Source organism: Mycoplasma sp. 1578d (assembly GCF_024582695.1).
Lineage (GTDB): Bacteria > Bacillota_I > Bacilli_A > Mycoplasmatales > Metamycoplasmataceae > Mycoplasmopsis.
The window spans coordinates 777,354-794,586 of record NZ_CP102081.1 but is presented as its reverse complement, the minus strand read 5'-3'; the positions used below and the strand labels follow the sequence as shown (position 1 = coordinate 794,586).

Below are 17,233 nucleotides of genomic sequence, written 5' to 3'. Positions count from 1 at the left end.
TTGAATATTAAATTTAATCAACCCATTTTCAATACATTCCGTAAATTCTTAATTTTGTGGAAAAAATAAAAAATTAATTTGACTTATCAAGAATTTAAATGTTCTTGGAGCGTTTATTTTCTATAATTTACATACCTTTAATTTAAAAATTAAATTAAAAAACCGAAAGAATAGGAATAATCATGAAAACAATTAAACTAGAAGATCGAATTATTTACCAAATTTTTCCTCGATCATTTATGGATTCAAATAATGATGGAAACGGTGATTTAAAAGGAATTACCAGCAAACTCGATTATTTAGAAGAACTTGGGATTAATGTCATTTGACTTTGTCCAATTTATGCAACTAATTTTGTTGATGCAGGGTATGATGTACTAGATTATAAAAATGTGTGAGAGCAATTTGGTACACTGGAAGATTTTAAAGAACTTGCCCAACAAGCACAAAAACGGGGAATAGATATTATTATGGACATTGTCCTTAATCACGTATCTAATGAACATGAATGGTTTAAAAAAGCAATTGAATCAACTAAAAATGTTGAGCACAATTACTTTATTTGAAGAGATCAATTGACTGATGAAGAAAAGCAAGCTAAATCAATTTTTGGCGGAAGTGCATGAGAATATGTTCCAAGCATTAACAAATACTATTTTCACTTATTTGCTAAAGAACAAGTTGATTTAAACTGAGAGCACCCTGATACACTTAAAGCTATGGTTGAGGTGATTGATTTTTGGTATGCTTTAGGAGTGCGTGGATTTAGACTTGATGCTATTAAACATGTTTCAAAAAACTTTGCTGAATTTAAGTATAATCCAGGTTTTGCATGATGTAAAGGGACAACAAATTATTTAAAAGAGTTTAATCAATTAGCTTTTGCAAATAAACCAGACATTTTTACTTTAGGAGAAGCTAGCGGGATTACTCATGATCAATTAATTCAGTATGCAATCACAGATAAAGTTGCTGATAATTATTACAACTTTTCATGATGATGAATTGGTTGAGGAAGACAAACCGGAAGAAACGGGTATGATTCACTTTGAGATTACAAACAATTTGCACTGAGACAAAAAGAATTTCAAGTTGATGAACAAGTTCATCCATCAATGATCACGAACTTTTTATCTAATCACGACACTTCACGTAGTGTATCACGTTGAGGATGTGAAACTATTTTCAGAAATCAATCAGCTAAATCTCACGCCATTATGCTTTTTACTCTTAAAGGAGTGCCAAGCATATACTATGGTGAAGAAATTGGACTTTTAAACATTCATTTCGATAATCGAGATCAATTTAAAGATGTCGATACACACAATTCATTCAAAAATATGGTTGATCGGGATAAAATTTATACTGAAGAAGAAATGTTGCTTTATTCAAATATTAATTCTCGGGACTCAGGAAGAGTGACTATGCAATGGAACTCAAGTATAAATAGTGGATTTAACACTGGAGCAACCCCATGAATTAAATTAGGAAGATTTAGCGACCAAATCAATGTTGAAAAAGAAAGTAAGAATCCACATAGTATTTTGAATTTTTACAAACAAATTATTCACTTAAGAAAAACTACCTACCATGATGTTTTGATTTACGGGAAAGCAAACATTGAAATTTTAGACAGTGGAATTATCAAAATTACTCGTTGAAATGAGAGCGAAAAACTCATTGCATATCTTAACCTAACATCAAAAGAAATGCATTTTGATGGACAAATCAAAGAACTAATTCTATCTTCATGATCAGATTATAAAATACCAAGCAAATTATTAAGACCATATGAATCAGTGCTTGTTAAAGAATAAATAATTTTTATAAGAGAGAGAAAAAAATGGAATTTTTAAAATATGATTTAGATAAGAAAACTATTTCACAAATTAAATTTGACAGCACAAAAACAGCTAAAACTGAAAGTATTTTTGCACTTGGGAACGGATATTTAGGAATTAGAAGTGCTGATGAAGAACCTGCTATTTATAACAAAGAAGATTTTTTTGTTAATGGAATTTTTAATAAATCTTCCCAAGAAGATGTTTCTGAATTAGCTAATTTAGCTGATTTAATGACCACCCCTATTTTGTTGAATGGAAAACAAATTCAACTCCAAGAAGATGATGAGTACTTAAAAACTCTTTTTATAAAAGAAGGATTTTTACAACGTAGAGTTATTATTAAAAGAGAACAAGGAACTTTTGAACTTAATTTTGAACGATTTGTGTCACAAGAACAAAAAAACGTTTATGCACAAAAAATAAATATAAAAGTTTTAGATTTAAACAAAAATTATCCAAATATTAAACTAACAATTATTCCTGCTATTAATGGTCAAGTCACTAATACTGGTTCACAGCACTTTGCTGAAGGGCTTAAATCTCGCCCAACCAAAGAATCATTACAAATGAAGCAATGGACCACTTTTTCTAAAAAAATAGTAGTTCATAATTTAATTACACAAGCTAGTTTAAATCAACAAAGAATTTACGGAGGAAATGATGATTATTTAATCACAATTTCTCGGAGAAAAGTAGCTTTTAAAATTAATGTCACCTTAAAAGAAAATGATCAATTTGAGTTGATTAAACTCATGTCTGTTCACACTGGGGTAGGTTTAGAAAAAGAAATTTTGCCTGATGATTTAGTTATTGAACATGCAAATAAAAAACACAACCAATTATTAAAGGCTGATTATCAAGTATTAAAACAAGCGTCAATTCAGGCAATGAATACTAAGGTTTGAAATCAATTTTTTGTTCAAATTGAAGGAGATTCTTTTGAATCTAAATATGATACTTTGGCTCTAGAATTTGGAATTTTTCACTTAAATTCGTTTGTGCCCAAAGATTCAATTTTCAAAAACGTTGGAGCAAAAGGGTTAAGTGGCGAAGGGTATCAAGGACATACTTATTGAGATACAGAATTTTTTATTAATCCTAATTATTTATTTACTAATCCAAAAATTGTCCGTAATTTACTCACTTATCGTTATTTAGGTCTTCAAGGAGCTCGGAATAAAGCAAAAGAAATTAAGATAAGACCTGAAGAAAGTAATCTTGAAGGAGCTCAATTCCCATGAGAAATGGCTTGGCCAAGCGAAGGGGAAGTTTGTCCATATTGAGGTCAAGCTGATATTATCACTGGTGAGCAAGTTCCCATTGCTTCACGGAGACAAGAAATTCACGTATCGGCTGATGTAGCATATGCAATTAACCAATATTATCAAGTAACAGGCGATGAAGAATTTATGGAATTAATGGGTTATGAGATGATTATTGATACTGCTTATTTTTATACTAATCGTGCAGAAAAACAAGCTAATGGAGAATATCATATTAAAGACGTCATGGGTCCAAATGAATATAAAGGAAACATTGATAATAATGCTTATATTAATAAATTAGCTCAATTTAATATTCAATTAGCATTAAAAGCAATTGAAAAATTATCTTCAACTCCTCAAGGATTGGCATTATTGCAAAAAATTTATCAAAAAATTCCTTATCCAATAAATGTGGACAAAATGAAAATAGTTGTTGCTAAATTAAAACAACAATTACCTAATCAAGATCTCATTATTGCAGAAAATGATCAATTTTTAAAACTCCCTAAAAATGATGTTTCACAATTTCAAATGCTTGGGGATGCAGGAAAAAAATTATTCAATACGACTCAAGGACATAATCTTTTATCTTCACAACTAGTGAAACAAGCCGATGTAGTCCTTTTAACTTCCTTGTTTCCACATTTATATTCTAAAGAAATCAGAAATGCTAATTTTGATTATTACGAAAGTATCACTACGCACGATTCATCACTTTCACCGGCTACTTACGCTATCGAAGCAGCCCGTTTAGGTAAAAATGAGAAAGCCTATCAATTGTTTAAATATGGAATTAACATTGACTTAGGAAACAATATGGAATCTTCAAACCAAGGAATTCATGCCGGAAGTTTAGCGGCCATTTGACAAATGATTGTTTTTGGGTTTGGTGGTCTCGATTGACATAATGATCAATTACACATTCATCCCAATTTACCTAAAGAATGGAATAATTTAAAATATAATTTTAGCTATGCTAGTGGTGAATTTTTAGTATCAGTATCTAAAGAAGATTTTGAAATTATCTGCTTGAAACAAGCTAATAAGCCTCTTATCATCAATAATAATGAATTCATGTTTAAACTCCTTGAGGTTCAAAAATTCCTAATTCAAGGATAAAATGTATGAAAAAACAAATTCAAGGTTTTGTTTTTGACTTAGATGGAGTAATTACTGATACAGCTCATTTACACTATTTAGCTTGAAAAAGTGAATTAGCTAAATATCATCTTGAATATAGTGAGCAAGAAAATGAACCACTTAAAGGATTACCAAGAAATGACACACTAATTGCTATTTTGCAAGCTAAAAATGTGCTTGAACAATTCTCGAACACTCAAATTGAACAAATGTGTTTTAATAAAAATGAAGAATATAAAAGATTGTTACAAACTAATTTAGACTCAAGTGCTATTTTACCAGGGATAGAATCGTTTTTAAAAGAGTTAAAAATGCATAATTATAAAATTGCTTTAGCTTCTTCCTCACATAATGCCCCCTTAATTTTAGAAAAAATTGGCTTAATAAGCTATTTTGATTTTATAGTTAATCCGAAAAATGTGCAAAAAGGAAAACCAGCACCAGATATTTTTCTTCAAGCAGCTCAAGGACTTAAATTGTTCCCTCAAGAATGTATTGGAATTGAAGATGCTCCTTCAGGCGTTCAAGCAATTATTAATGCTCAAATGCATTCAATTGCAATTATTCCTCAAGGCAATGAACATTTATTTTTATCTTGTGATCTTGTTTTTCATTCAACTCAAGAATTAAAATTAGCTAATATTTTGTCAAAAATTCAATAATTCAACTCACCAATCAAGGTGAGTTTTTTCAAAAAGCTCTTATAATATAAAAGATGAAAAATAATAGGTCACAACCAAAAAATATTTTGCAAGTAGAAGAAAACAAAATTGTTGAATTTAAACGCGCCAAAATCAAGCAATCATTGCTTACTTTCGGCCTCTTTTATCGTGTTAAATCACTCAAATGGCAGATTATTTTTACTTTAATTATTGCAATTTTGTTTGCGTTCTTTCAATATATCATTGTACAAATTACTGGATTATATGAAATGGGAATAGCGGCTATTTCTCAATCAATTGCTCGGTTAAGTTTTCAATTAATACCTCAAGGTGAAAATAATTTTATCATTTACAATAGTATTTTCTGATTATTAAACTTATTTGCCAATATTCCATTATTTATTCTCTCATGAAAGTTTATTGGCAAACGTTTTACTTTATTAAACTTTATTTTTATAGGAACAGTGTCTATTGTAGGGTTAATTATTAGTAACTTAATTACTAATAATGATCATTTATATATTTTTGGACACTTAAACGAACATGAACTGATAACCTGAGAAAATGGAAAATTTTCAGACTTTTCAATTATTTTTTATGCCTTACTATGAGGAGCAATTCAAGCTGTATGTACTGCCATTTTATTAATCATTGATAGTTCATCAGGGGGATTTGATATTTTAAGTGTGTATTTATCACATAAAAAATTCAAAAACGTTGGTCCTTTATTAATGCTGTTGCACTTATTTTCGTTTTTATTATCTTACTTTGTTGGCAGCTATATTACCAATGGATTAGAAACTGGAAATTGGAAATTACAAAACTTTTTTAGTCCAGCATTTGTGGCTGGCCTGCTTATGGTCTTGTTTAACGGATGGTTTTTAAACATTCTTTTTCCTAAGTTTCAAATGGTTAAAGTTGAAATTATTTCACAAAAACCATGAGCTATTATTAATGCAGTCAATCAGCTTAAAGAATACCGTTTTGCTACTAGCGTTAATGAAGTTAAAGGTGGATACACTAAAGAAACTCAAAACATTATTGTGACTACCTGTTTGTTTATTGATGCAGCCAAATTCATTGAAGTAGCTCGTCAAATTGACCAAAACGCTTTTATTAGCATTGCTAATTTGAAAAAAGTGGACGGATATTTATATATCACTAACATTCAATATAAGAGTTTGTTTAAAAAACAAAAATAATGCTACAGATATTTATTTATAATTAATAAATAATGCCAGAACAAACAACCATTCAAAAGGCAATTTTCCTATACCAAAAGCAATTATCAGCTAATGAATTTTTGGTCACTTTTTTAACTCAAAGTGGCCAAATTACTTTGTTTGCATTAGGTTTGAACAAACTATTATCCAAAAACGCGAGCAACTTAATTCAAGGAGCTTTGTGTGAAATTGAATATTTTCAAGCTCGTTATGCTAACAAAATTGGTCGCATGAAAAAAGTTAGCTTAATTGGGTCATATCAATTTAGCAATGAAAAGACTTTTTTATTATTAAAACGAATTAGCACCTGAGCACAAGAAGTGTATTTGCAAAATGAATTTATTGATTATTATCAAATTGTTAATCAACACCAGCAAGAAACTCACTTTTTCAAAATCCTGAACATCTTTTTACTTGCTTTAATTAAATATCACGCAATTAAGTTAACTTTAAATCAGTGTGCAATGTGCTCGAATGAGCACATTGTTGATTTTGAACTAGCTCAAGGCGGTTTTTTATGTGCTACTCATTCATCAAAACAATATTCTGCTCAATTGCTTGAGCAAATTTATTATTTATTTAATCATGTTACTATATATATAAGTGCACCGGAAAATGATCAAGATAAAATTATTTATTATTTAATGACACAATTTTGTTTTGAAAATAAAATTCTTAATTTATAATTTAAAAACAGCTCTTAATTGGATATATGAAAAACCATCAAAAAAATGATAAAAATGTTTTTGTAAAAATTTTTTATATGTATAATTAAAAAGCTATAACAACAAAAAAGTTCTTTGAAAACTAGATATATAACAATACATGACAGTCAATTTTTTCGAGAGTTTGATCCTGGCTCAGGATGAACGCTGGCTGTGTGCCTAATACATGCATGTCGAGCGGAGTTTATTTATAAACTTAGCGGCGAATGGGTGAGTAACACGTACTTAACGTGCCCTTTAGATTGGAATAACGCTGAGAAATTAGCGCTAATGCCGGATACTTATTATTAACGCATGTTAGTAATATCAAAGGAGCGAATGCTTCACTAAAGGATCGGGGTGCGGAACATTAGCTAGTTGGTAAGGTAAAAGCTTACCAAGGCGATGATGTTTAGCGGGGTTGAGAGACTGAACCGCCACACTGGGACTGAGATACGGCCCAGACTCCTACGGGAGGCAGCAGTAGGGAATTTTCCACAATGAGCGAAAGCTTGATGGAGCGACACAGCGTGCAGGATGAAGGCCTTCGGGTTGTAAACTGCTGTTATAAGGGAAGAAAAAATAATAGAGGAAATGCTATTATCTTGACGGTACCTTGTCAGAAAGCAACGGCTAACTATGTGCCAGCAGCCGCGGTAATACATAGGTTGCAAGCGTTATCCGGAATTATTGGGCGTAAAGCGTCTGTAGGTTGTTTATTAAGTCTGGCGTCAAAACTTGGGGCTCAACCCCAAATCGCGTTGGATACTGATAGACTAGAGTTATTTAGAGGTTAATGGAATTCCTTGTGAAGCGGTGGAATGCGTAGATATAAGGAAGAACACCAATATGGCGAAGGCAATTAACTGGGAATATACTGACACTGAGAGACGAAAGCGTGGGGAGCAAACAGGATTAGATACCCTGGTAGTCCACGCCGTAAACGATGATGATTAGCTGATGGATACCATTAGCGCAGCTAACGCATTAAATCATCCGCCTGAGTAGTATGCTCGCAAGAGTGAAACTTAAAGGAATTGACGGGGATCCGCACAAGCGGTGGAGCATGTGGTTTAATTTGAAGATACGCGTAGAACCTTACCCACTCTTGACATCTTTTGCAACGCTATAGAGATATAGTTGAGGTTAACAAAATGACAGATGGTGCATGGTTGTCGTCAGCTCGTGTCGTGAGATGTTCGGTTAAGTCCTGCAACGAGCGCAACCCTTATTCTTAGTTACATGATCTAAGGAGACTGCCAGGTAACTGGGAGGAAGGTGGGGATGACGTCAAATCATCATGCCTCTTACGAGTGGGGCAACACACGTGCTACAATGGATAGTACAAAGAGAAGCAAGATGGCAACATGGAGCAAATCTCAAAAAACTATTCTCAGTTCGGATTGAAGTCTGCAACTCGACTTCATGAAGTCGGAATCGCTAGTAATCGTAGATCAGCTACGCTACGGTGAATACGTTCTCGGGTCTTGTACACACCGCCCGTCAAACCACGGGAGCTGGTAATGCCCGAAGTCGGTTTTGTTAACTACGGAGACAACCGCCTAAGGCAGGACTGGTGACTGGGGTTAAGTCGTAACAAGGTATCCCTACGAGAACGTGGGGATGGATCACCTCCTTTCTACGGAGTACAAAGATAATTCGTTCAACGAATTATTTACCTGAATAAGACTATTTTTAAATACCGTTATGTACATTGTCAATAGTCCAATGATATATCTAGTTTTGAGAGAGCTTACTCTCATATGTTCTTTGAAAACTGAATAGTAAAGATATTAATTAATATAACAACGACATCAAAAAACATTTTTTAGTCAATTTGTTTTGTGATACCGAGTTGAGAATTATTAGCAATAATAATTTATTAAAATGTCTTTGAATACATCAACAATAGGAAAATACATAACTTTTAAATAAGTAAGAGTTTGTGGTGGATGCCTTGGGTCTGGAAGTCGATGAAGGACGTGATTACCTGCGAAAAGCCTCGTGGAGCTGGATATAAGCTACGATACGGGGATGTCCGAATGGGGAAACCTAATTAGAGTAAAGTCTAATTGCTAAGCAATGAATATATAGTTGCTTTTGACGAGAGACGTTGTGAACTGAAACATCTTAGTAGCAACAGGAAAAGAAAATAAACAATGATTCCACTAGTAGCGGCGAGCGAAAATGGAAGAGCCCAAACCAACATATGTTGGGGTTGTAGGACTATCTACATGAAGTTACAAAATTTTGTCATAGCAAAATTAGTTGGGAAACTAAAGCATAGAGGGTGAAACTCCCGTATGCGAAATGGCAAAATCTTCTGATAGCATCCTGAGTAGGGCGGGGCACGTGAAACCCTGTCTGAATCAGCCGGGACCATCCGGTAAGGCTAAATACTAACCAGACACCGATAGCGAACTAGTACCGTGAGGGAAAGGTGAAAAGAACCCCGGGAGGGAGTGAAAGAGATTCTGAAACCACTTACTTACAATTAGTCAGAGCCCGTTAATGGGTGATGGCGTACATCTTGCAGTATGGACCGGCGAGTTATGTTATCATGCGAGGTTAAGTGGACAAAAGCGGAGCCGTAGAGAAATCGAGTCTGAATAGGGCGCATTAGTATGATGACATATACCCGAAACCAGGTGATCTATTCATGAGCAGACTGAAGCTTGGCTAATCCCAAGTGGAGGGTCGAACCGTAGTACGCTGAAAAGTGCCCGGATGACTTGTGAATAGCGGAGAAATTCCAATCGAACTTGGAGATAGCTGGTTCTCCTCGAAATAGCTTTAGGGCTAGCGTGTGATGTTAAACTTTGGTGGTAGAGCACTGAATATGGAATGGCCGCGCCTAGCGGTACTGACTATAATCAAACTCCGAATACCATTGTGTATTATCATGCAGTCGGAACCGAGGTGCTAACGTCCCGGCTCGCGAGGGCAACAACCCAGATCGTCGGCTAAGGTCCCAAAATTGTGTTAAGTCAGAAAGGTTGTGGGGTTTCATAAACAACTAGGAGGTTGGCTTAGAAGCAGCCATCCTTTAAAGAGTGCGTAATAGCTCACTAGTCAAGAGACCCTGCGCCAATAATGTAACGGGAGTAAACACAATACCGAAGCCACGGGTACATTTATGTACGTTAGAGGAGCGTTCTAAACGCAGTGAAGTCAGAGCGTGAGCACTGGTGGAGCGTTTAGAAGTGAGAATGCCGGTATGAGTAACGATTCGTAGTGAGAATCTACGACGCCTATTGGGAGAGGTTTCCGGGCAAGGTTCGTCCACCCAGGGTTAGTCAGGACCTAAGGAGAGGCTGAAAAGCGTATCTGATGGACAACAGGTTAATATTCCTGTACTTTCTGCAACAAGTGATGGAGTGACGGAGAAGGATAGCACTACCCATTAATGGATTTGGGAGTAAGCTTTAATTGGTGAACATAGTTAAATGCGTGTTCTATAACCAAAAGGAGTAATGCATGGACTCGTAAAAGAGTTTAATTGTGTGATTTCATGCTTCCTAGAAAAGCTTCTAAGCGTTATAAAGTTGCAGATACCTGTACCGAGAACGGACACACGTTCCCAAGATGAGTATTCTAAGGCGAGCGAGAAAACTAGTGTTAAGGAACTCTGCAAAATAACCCCGTAAGTTCGCGAGAAGGGGTGCCTATTTAATAGGCCACAGTAAATTGTGAGGGGCAACTGTTTATCAAAAACACAGCTCTCTGCTAAACCGCAAGGTGAAGTATAGGGGTGAAGCCTGCCCAGTGCCCGAAGGTTAAGCGGATGCGTTAGCTTAATGCAAAGCGTTGAAGTGAAGCTCGGGTGAACGGCGGCCGTAACTATAACGGTCCTAAGGTAGCGAAATTCCTTGTCGGCTAAATACTGACCTGCACGAAAGGCGCAATGATCTCTCAACTGTCTCAACACTAGACTCGGTGAAATTATGGTTCCAGTGAAAACGCTGGATACCCGCATCAAGACGAAAAGACCCCATGGAGCTTTACTACAACTTCGTATTGAAACTTGGCCTAACATGTGTAGGATAGGTGGGAGACAGTGAGATTAAAACGCTAGTTTTAATGGAGTCATCCTTGAAATACCACCCTTGGTATGTTGAGTTTCTAACCTGCTACTGTAATCCAGTAGGGGACAGTGCGTGGTGGGTAGTTTGACTGGGGCGGTCGCCTCCTAAAAGGTAACGGAGGCGTTCAAAGGTACACTCAATATGGTCAGAAACCATATGTAGAGCGCAAAGGTAAAAGTGTGCTTGACTGCGAGACCTACAAGTCGAGCAGGTGCGAAAGCAGGACTTAGTGATCCGGCTGTACGTCATGGAACGGCAGTCGCTCAACGGATAAAAGTTACCCTGGGGATAACAGGCTTATCTTGCCCAAGAGATCACATCGACGGCAAGGTTTGGCACCTCGATGTCGGCTCATCGCATCCTGGAGCTGGAGTCGGTTCCAAGGGTTTGGCTGTTCGCCAATTAAAGCGGTACGCGAGCTGGGTTCAGAACGTCGTGAGACAGTTCGGTCCCTATCTGATGTGGGCGTTGGAATATTGATGAGAGCTGCTCTTAGTACGAGAGGACCGGAGTGGACGTACCGCTGGTGTTCCAGTTGTTTTGCCAAAAGCATAGCTGGGTAGCTAAGTACGGAAAGGATAACCGCTGAAAGCATCTAAGTGGGAAGCCTCCTCAAAGATAAGTATTCCCTTGAAATTCCTTATAGACTATGAGGTTGATAGGATGGAAGTGTAAGTGTAGTAATACATTCAGCTGACCATTACTAATAAATTGATCGGTTTAAAAGTTAAGATGAATTCAAAGTCATTTTAATAAGTTATTATGCCAAATTACTATTCAGTTTTCAAAGTGCATACGCGTCATAGGACGCATTTTTTTATGCTTTTTATTGAAAAAAATAAAATATTTTAGCATTTAAAAAATATTTTATAAATTCAAAAGACAAAATACAAAAAAATTAAAAAGCCAAGCACAATCTAGCTCGAATTTTTAGATCTTTTTGTATTTTTTATCTACTTATTTTTATTTAAATTACTTATTTTCAAAATCCAAAAAGCGACCATAATTAGATTTTATATCCTATAATGAAATTCAATATGAGCAAGAAAAAGAGATTTTTAAGACATTTTTTACTCTTCACAGGGCCAATTACACTAGTAGCAACATCAGCATCTTGTGAAGCATCAATTAATAACACTAATCCCAATCCAAAAGATCAAAAACCAAATACAGGAGAAAATAACACCGGTGAAAGTTCGAATCCTGTTAATACAACCGGTGGTTCACAAAGTAGTCCAACAGAACCACAAACCAAACCAAAACAAAACAAAACAAAACAAACAGGTTTAAATACAACAACCCCAGGTGAATCTGTAACCCAGGAAAACAAACCATCTAATGATTCTCAAGTAGTTACAGATAATAAATATGAAGTAGTTAATACAACACCTATTGCGGAACTAAAAAGTTATTTAGAAAGCAACAAACCAAGTTCTCAACCATGACCAATTGAAAAAATCCAACATTATACATCATACGATGATAAAGTAAATCATAAAAAAGGTTTTGGATTTGCTGGTTTTTGAAAGAAAAATAAACCAGATAAAAATAAAATATTATTGATTTCTGAAAAATACTTTAATCAAATAGAATTAGAAACTACAACTTATAAAGGTAAAATTAGCGAGCCAAAATACATTTCAGCAAGTTATGATTTAGATAAGGGAATTTTAACTTTAAATATAAACAAAAAAGACGGTAGTCACGAAACATTAATAATCAACCTAACTCCAAAAGAAAGTGCTTCTCAAGAAGGGACTGCAACTGTTTCGGGTGAAGAACAAGAAAAAGATTTAACCCCTCAAAATACAGAACCTTCAAAACAACCCAAAGATAATGAACAAGCTTCACAAAATCAACAAGCAGGTGGTTCTTCTTCAGGAAGTCAAGGTTCAAGTAACAGTGGTGCACAATCTTCTGATGCTCCAATTGCTTCAAGTATTCAAAACGATGCACCTAGCGATACTCTATCAGGAACAACAGATTCAGGAAACGAAAAACAAACTCAAGGTGAATCAAACTCACAACCTGTAGATTCAACCCAAGGAGGAAGTACTCAAAATCAGGGAGTTCAACTCACTGCAGATAGCAGATATGAAGTAGCTAACAAAACACCTATTGCAGAACTAAAAAATTTTTTAGAAACCCACAAACCAAAATCCCAACCATGACCAATTCAAAGAATTCAGCATTACCAAAATTTCGATGTTAAAGCAACTCACAAAAAAGGGTTTGGATTTTCTGGATATAATCATGATCCAAAAAACAAAATATTATTCTTAACTGATGATTATTTTAATCATCTGAAATTAGAAGACAATAAATATATTTCAGCAAGTTATGATTTAGATAATGGAACATTAATTTTACATATAACCAAAAAAGATAAAACCAAAGAAACATTAACAATCAACCTAGCTCCAACATCAACAGTTTCTAGCGAGGATTCAACCAATCAAATTAAAGATCAAGAAAATTTACAACAAGGTGCTGATCAATCAACACCACAAAATAGTTCAAGTACACCAACTCAAACCACTTCTACAAATAATGAATCAAGTAAGGATCATTCAGTAGCTTCACAAACTACACCAAAAAGTGATTCAACATCAACTCCTCAAAATAACTCAGAAACTTCTGGTTCTGGAACTCAAGCACGTGAATCAGGTGTTGCAGGTGGTAATACAAATGTAAACAGTGTTTCTAGTTCATCATCTTCGAGAGGTTCAGGAGCTCGCGGTGTTTCGAATGCAGAATCACAACCTGCAAGCCAACCTTCTGAACAAACAGGAAGCCAAGATTCAAGTAACAGTGGTGCACAATCAGGTGCACAATCAGGTGCACAATCAGGTGCACAATCAGGTGCACAATCTTCTAATAAACCGAAAGAAAATTCTCAAACTGGTGTTTCAAGTACTCAAAACGATGCACCTAGTTCAGGTAGTGGTACCTCACCCGAAAAAACAGATTCAGGAAGCGGAAAGCAATCTCAACCTTTATCTCAACCAAATGCATCTGGGAATACCACAGATTCACAACCTTCAAATCAACTTTCTAATCAAGCAGGTATTTCTTCAGTAGGTCAAGATTCAAAGAACAGTGGCTCACAATCTTCTAGTGTTCCAGGCGGGACTGGGCAATCAGCTTCTTCAGGAACACAAAATGATACTCTTGTTTTACCTAGTTCGGGGAGTGGAACGCCTACAGAATCAACAGATTCATTAAATGAAAAACAAGTTCAAGGAAATCAAACACATGATTCAGCTAGTGCAGGTGACAATACAAACCTAGACAGTACATCTAAAGGATCACCTTCAAGGGACTTAGGTGCTCAAGGGACTACCAATGAAGTTTCACAACCTGTAAGTCAATCTTCTGGTCAACCAGGTGTTTCAGGTTCACAAAAAAATGCCCCAGTTGCAGATAGTGGTACTCCAACTGCACCAGCAAGTGGTTCAACATCATCACCTCAAAATGGTTCGGGTGCTCAATCACAACCAATTGTTTCGAACACTTCAGGTTCACAAGATAATGCTCCGAAAGAAACTAATGAAACTCATAGTTCATCGGTAGATTTAAATGGTTCAGGAACAGTTCCAACCAGTTCTAATTCAACTGTAAGTAGTGGAGATTCACAAAATCATTCAGCAAATGCTGGTGGTGGAAAAACCAATGATAACGGAGTTCAACTCACTGCAGATAGCAGATATGAAGTAGCTAACAAAACACCTATTGCAGAACTAAAAATTTTTTAGAAACCCACAAACCAAAATCCCAACCATGACCAATTCAAAGAATTCAGCATTACCAAAATTTCGATGTTAAAGCAACTCACAAAAAAGGGTTTGGATTTGCTGGATATAATCATGATCCAAAAAACAAAATATTATTCTTAACTGATGATTATTTTAATCAGATACAATTAGAAGCTACAACTTATAAAGGAAAAGCTGGAGATCGTAAATTTATTTCAGCAAGTTATAATTTAGATAATGGAACATTAACTTTACACATAACCAAAAAGACAATGGACAAGAAACATTAACTATTAATTTAACTCCCAAAAGTAGTTAATTAAAATTAAATTAAGCAAAAAGTAGAAATCTTAATAAAGAAGTTTCTACTTTTTTCTTGTCTTTAATTGTGGATATAAATGCAAGATATTGATATTAAAAACTTTTTTATTTGCTATAATTAAAAAGTATTTTTAGAAAGGCACAAATTTTCATGAAAAATTTATTTTTTATCCTTTCTAGATTGGTTTATAAATCAAAAAACAACTGGAAAGAATTTTGAAGTTCCAAAGATATATTTAAAAAAATCATTTATACCTTTGTACTTTTAGCAGTATTTGTAGTTGGGACAACAATCACTGCACCTTTTATTAAAATTACAACAGGATCAGACTTATCTCAATCAAACAATTCATTTATTGATACTCTTAATTTAGTTGGTGGTGGAGGACTAAAACAATTTTCGATTTTTGCGTTAGGAATTAGTCCTTTTATTAACGCTTCGTTAATTATGATGATTTTACAAACTCCCATTTGTCCACCCATTTATAAACTATCACAATCTGGACCACATGGAAGACGGAAAATCAATATTATCACAAGAATTGTGACTTTAATTATCGCGTATCCACAAGCTGTTTTCTTAATGAAGTCACTTTCGGCTGGGAACAATCCATTTATTAGGCTAGTTCAAACTAATGTATTTGCTCCTGCCGTGGTTGAATGATTTATTGTTCCAATGATTTTAACAGCAACTTCACTTTTTGCTCTGTTTATTTCTGAACAAATTACCAACAAAGGAATTGGGAATGGAACCAGCTTAATTATTTTTACTGGAGTTGCCGGAAGATTACCACAACAATTCAAAGCTTCATTCCAATATTTTGTTGGTGATATTTCTAACTCAAATGGAACTTTAGTAGGAATTATTAGCTTTTTAACTTATTTAGTAATTTACTTTTTATGTGTCTCAATTTTAGCCATTGTATACAATGCCGAACGTTGAATTCCAATTCAGCAAATTGGTGCTGGACGGAGCAAATCACTCAAAGAAATGGGTAAATTACCAATTAAACTTAACCCTGGCGGAATTATGCCAATTATTTTTGCAATGATGGTATTATCATTTCCTTCAATGATTGCTAATTTGCTTCCTAATACCAGTGCATCAAAACAATTTATTAACGAAGAGCTACAATTTACTAGACCGTTAGGACTTAGTTTATTAATTTTAATCACCTTTGTCTTTTCAATTGTGCTGGGATTACAACAATCACGAGCTGACAAAATTGCCGAAGATTTTGCAAAAAACTCGACCTTTATTCCTGGAGTACGTCCAGGTGAAGAAACTCAAGATTATCTAATTGGAGTAGTCTTTAGATTAAGCTTAGTTTCAGCATTTTATCTTATCATCATTGCTTCAATGCAATTTGTCGAGATTTTACTTGGACTACCAGCATCTATTTCCTTTGGAGGGACTGGACTAATGATTTTAGTGTCTGTAGCACTAGAAACAGTATTACAATTAAGCGCAAGACTTAAATCAGCAAGATTATCAAGACTAAGACGTCAATCAAGACAATATTTAATCAGCGAACAAAAAAACAAAATAGATAATAGAGGACTATTATGATAAAAAAAAACTTAGTGTTTATGGGCCAACCTGGAGTTGGGAAAGGAACCGTAGCTAGTTTTCTCACTAAAATGAGTGATATTAAACATATTTCAACCGGAAACATTTTTCGCGATGAAATAGCTAATCGAACCACCCTTGGAATTGAAGTGGAAAAAATTGTGACCACAGGCGGTTATGTACCTGATTCAATTACTAATTCAATTGTTGAAAAGGTCATTAAAAAACATCAAGCTCAAAATCAAAAATTTATTTTAGATGGATACCCCAGAACTATTGAACAAGCACAATTTTTAAATTCAATCGAAAACTTGGATTTTATCGCAATTGAGCTTTATACTGACGAGCACATTATATTAGAACGTTTAAGTGGACGAAGAACTTGTCCAAAATGTAAAAAAGGATACCATATTAAATTTCATCCTCCTAAAATTGAGGGAATTTGTGATGCGTGCCAATCGCCTTTAACTATGCGTAAGGACGATCAACCTGATGCAGTTAAAGGGCGTTTAGAAATTTATAACCAAAAAACTAAACCATTAATTGACTTTTACGATTCACAAAATATGCTCTTGAAAATTGATTCAAGTGAAGATCCTAAAACCATTGCTAAAAAAATTCTTGAAAAAATACAATAAAATGCTAAAATTAAACATACTTTAAA

General features: G+C 34.7%; 8 protein-coding genes and 2 rRNA genes. All 10 read left to right on the top strand.

All coding sequences use genetic code 4. The annotated features are described in order from the left end of the window. Positions 1-182: 182 nt before the first annotated feature. Positions 183-1,817, top strand: a complete 1,635-nt coding sequence (locus NPA11_RS03145) for an alpha-amylase family glycosyl hydrolase (RefSeq protein ID WP_257043466.1) — start codon at positions 183-185, stop codon at positions 1,815-1,817. A gap of 26 nt (positions 1,818-1,843) precedes the next feature. Further along, on the top strand, positions 1,844-4,228 hold the full coding sequence (locus NPA11_RS03140; protein WP_257043465.1) for a glycosyl hydrolase family 65 protein: 2,385 nt from the start codon (positions 1,844-1,846) through the stop codon (positions 4,226-4,228). A 5-nt stretch (positions 4,229-4,233) separates the two neighbouring features. Continuing rightward, the gene (gene pgmB, locus NPA11_RS03135) at positions 4,234-4,911 is read left to right on the top strand and encodes a beta-phosphoglucomutase (RefSeq protein ID WP_257043464.1); all 678 of its coding nucleotides are present in this window, start codon (positions 4,234-4,236) and stop codon (positions 4,909-4,911) included. 53 nt (positions 4,912-4,964) lie between these two features. Next, a complete protein-coding gene (locus tag NPA11_RS03130; protein WP_257043461.1) occupies positions 4,965-6,113 on the top strand; it encodes a YitT family protein in 1,149 nt (382 codons plus the stop codon). 32 nt (positions 6,114-6,145) lie between these two features. Further along, entirely contained in the window at positions 6,146-6,820 is a 675-nt protein-coding gene (gene recO, locus NPA11_RS03125) for a DNA repair protein RecO (RefSeq protein ID WP_257043460.1), read from the top strand. 151 nt (positions 6,821-6,971) lie between these two features. Then, a 16S ribosomal RNA gene (locus NPA11_RS03120) occupies positions 6,972-8,477 on the top strand. Positions 8,478-8,763: 286 nt separating this feature from the next. Further along, positions 8,764-11,651, top strand: a 23S ribosomal RNA gene (locus NPA11_RS03115). Together the 16S and 23S rRNA genes form the textbook arrangement of a ribosomal RNA operon. Before the next feature lie 309 nt (positions 11,652-11,960). Then, on the top strand, positions 11,961-14,678 hold the full coding sequence (locus NPA11_RS03110) for a hypothetical protein (protein WP_257043459.1): 2,718 nt from the start codon (positions 11,961-11,963) through the stop codon (positions 14,676-14,678). A 472-nt stretch (positions 14,679-15,150) separates the two neighbouring features. Further along, positions 15,151-16,572, top strand: a complete 1,422-nt coding sequence (secY, locus tag NPA11_RS03105; RefSeq protein WP_257043458.1) for a preprotein translocase subunit SecY — start codon at positions 15,151-15,153, stop codon at positions 16,570-16,572. Beyond that, positions 16,566-17,207, top strand: a complete 642-nt coding sequence (locus NPA11_RS03100; protein ID WP_257043457.1) for a nucleoside monophosphate kinase — start codon at positions 16,566-16,568, stop codon at positions 17,205-17,207. Before secY ends, NPA11_RS03100 begins: the two co-directional genes overlap by 7 nt. Positions 17,208-17,233 lie beyond the last annotated feature (26 nt).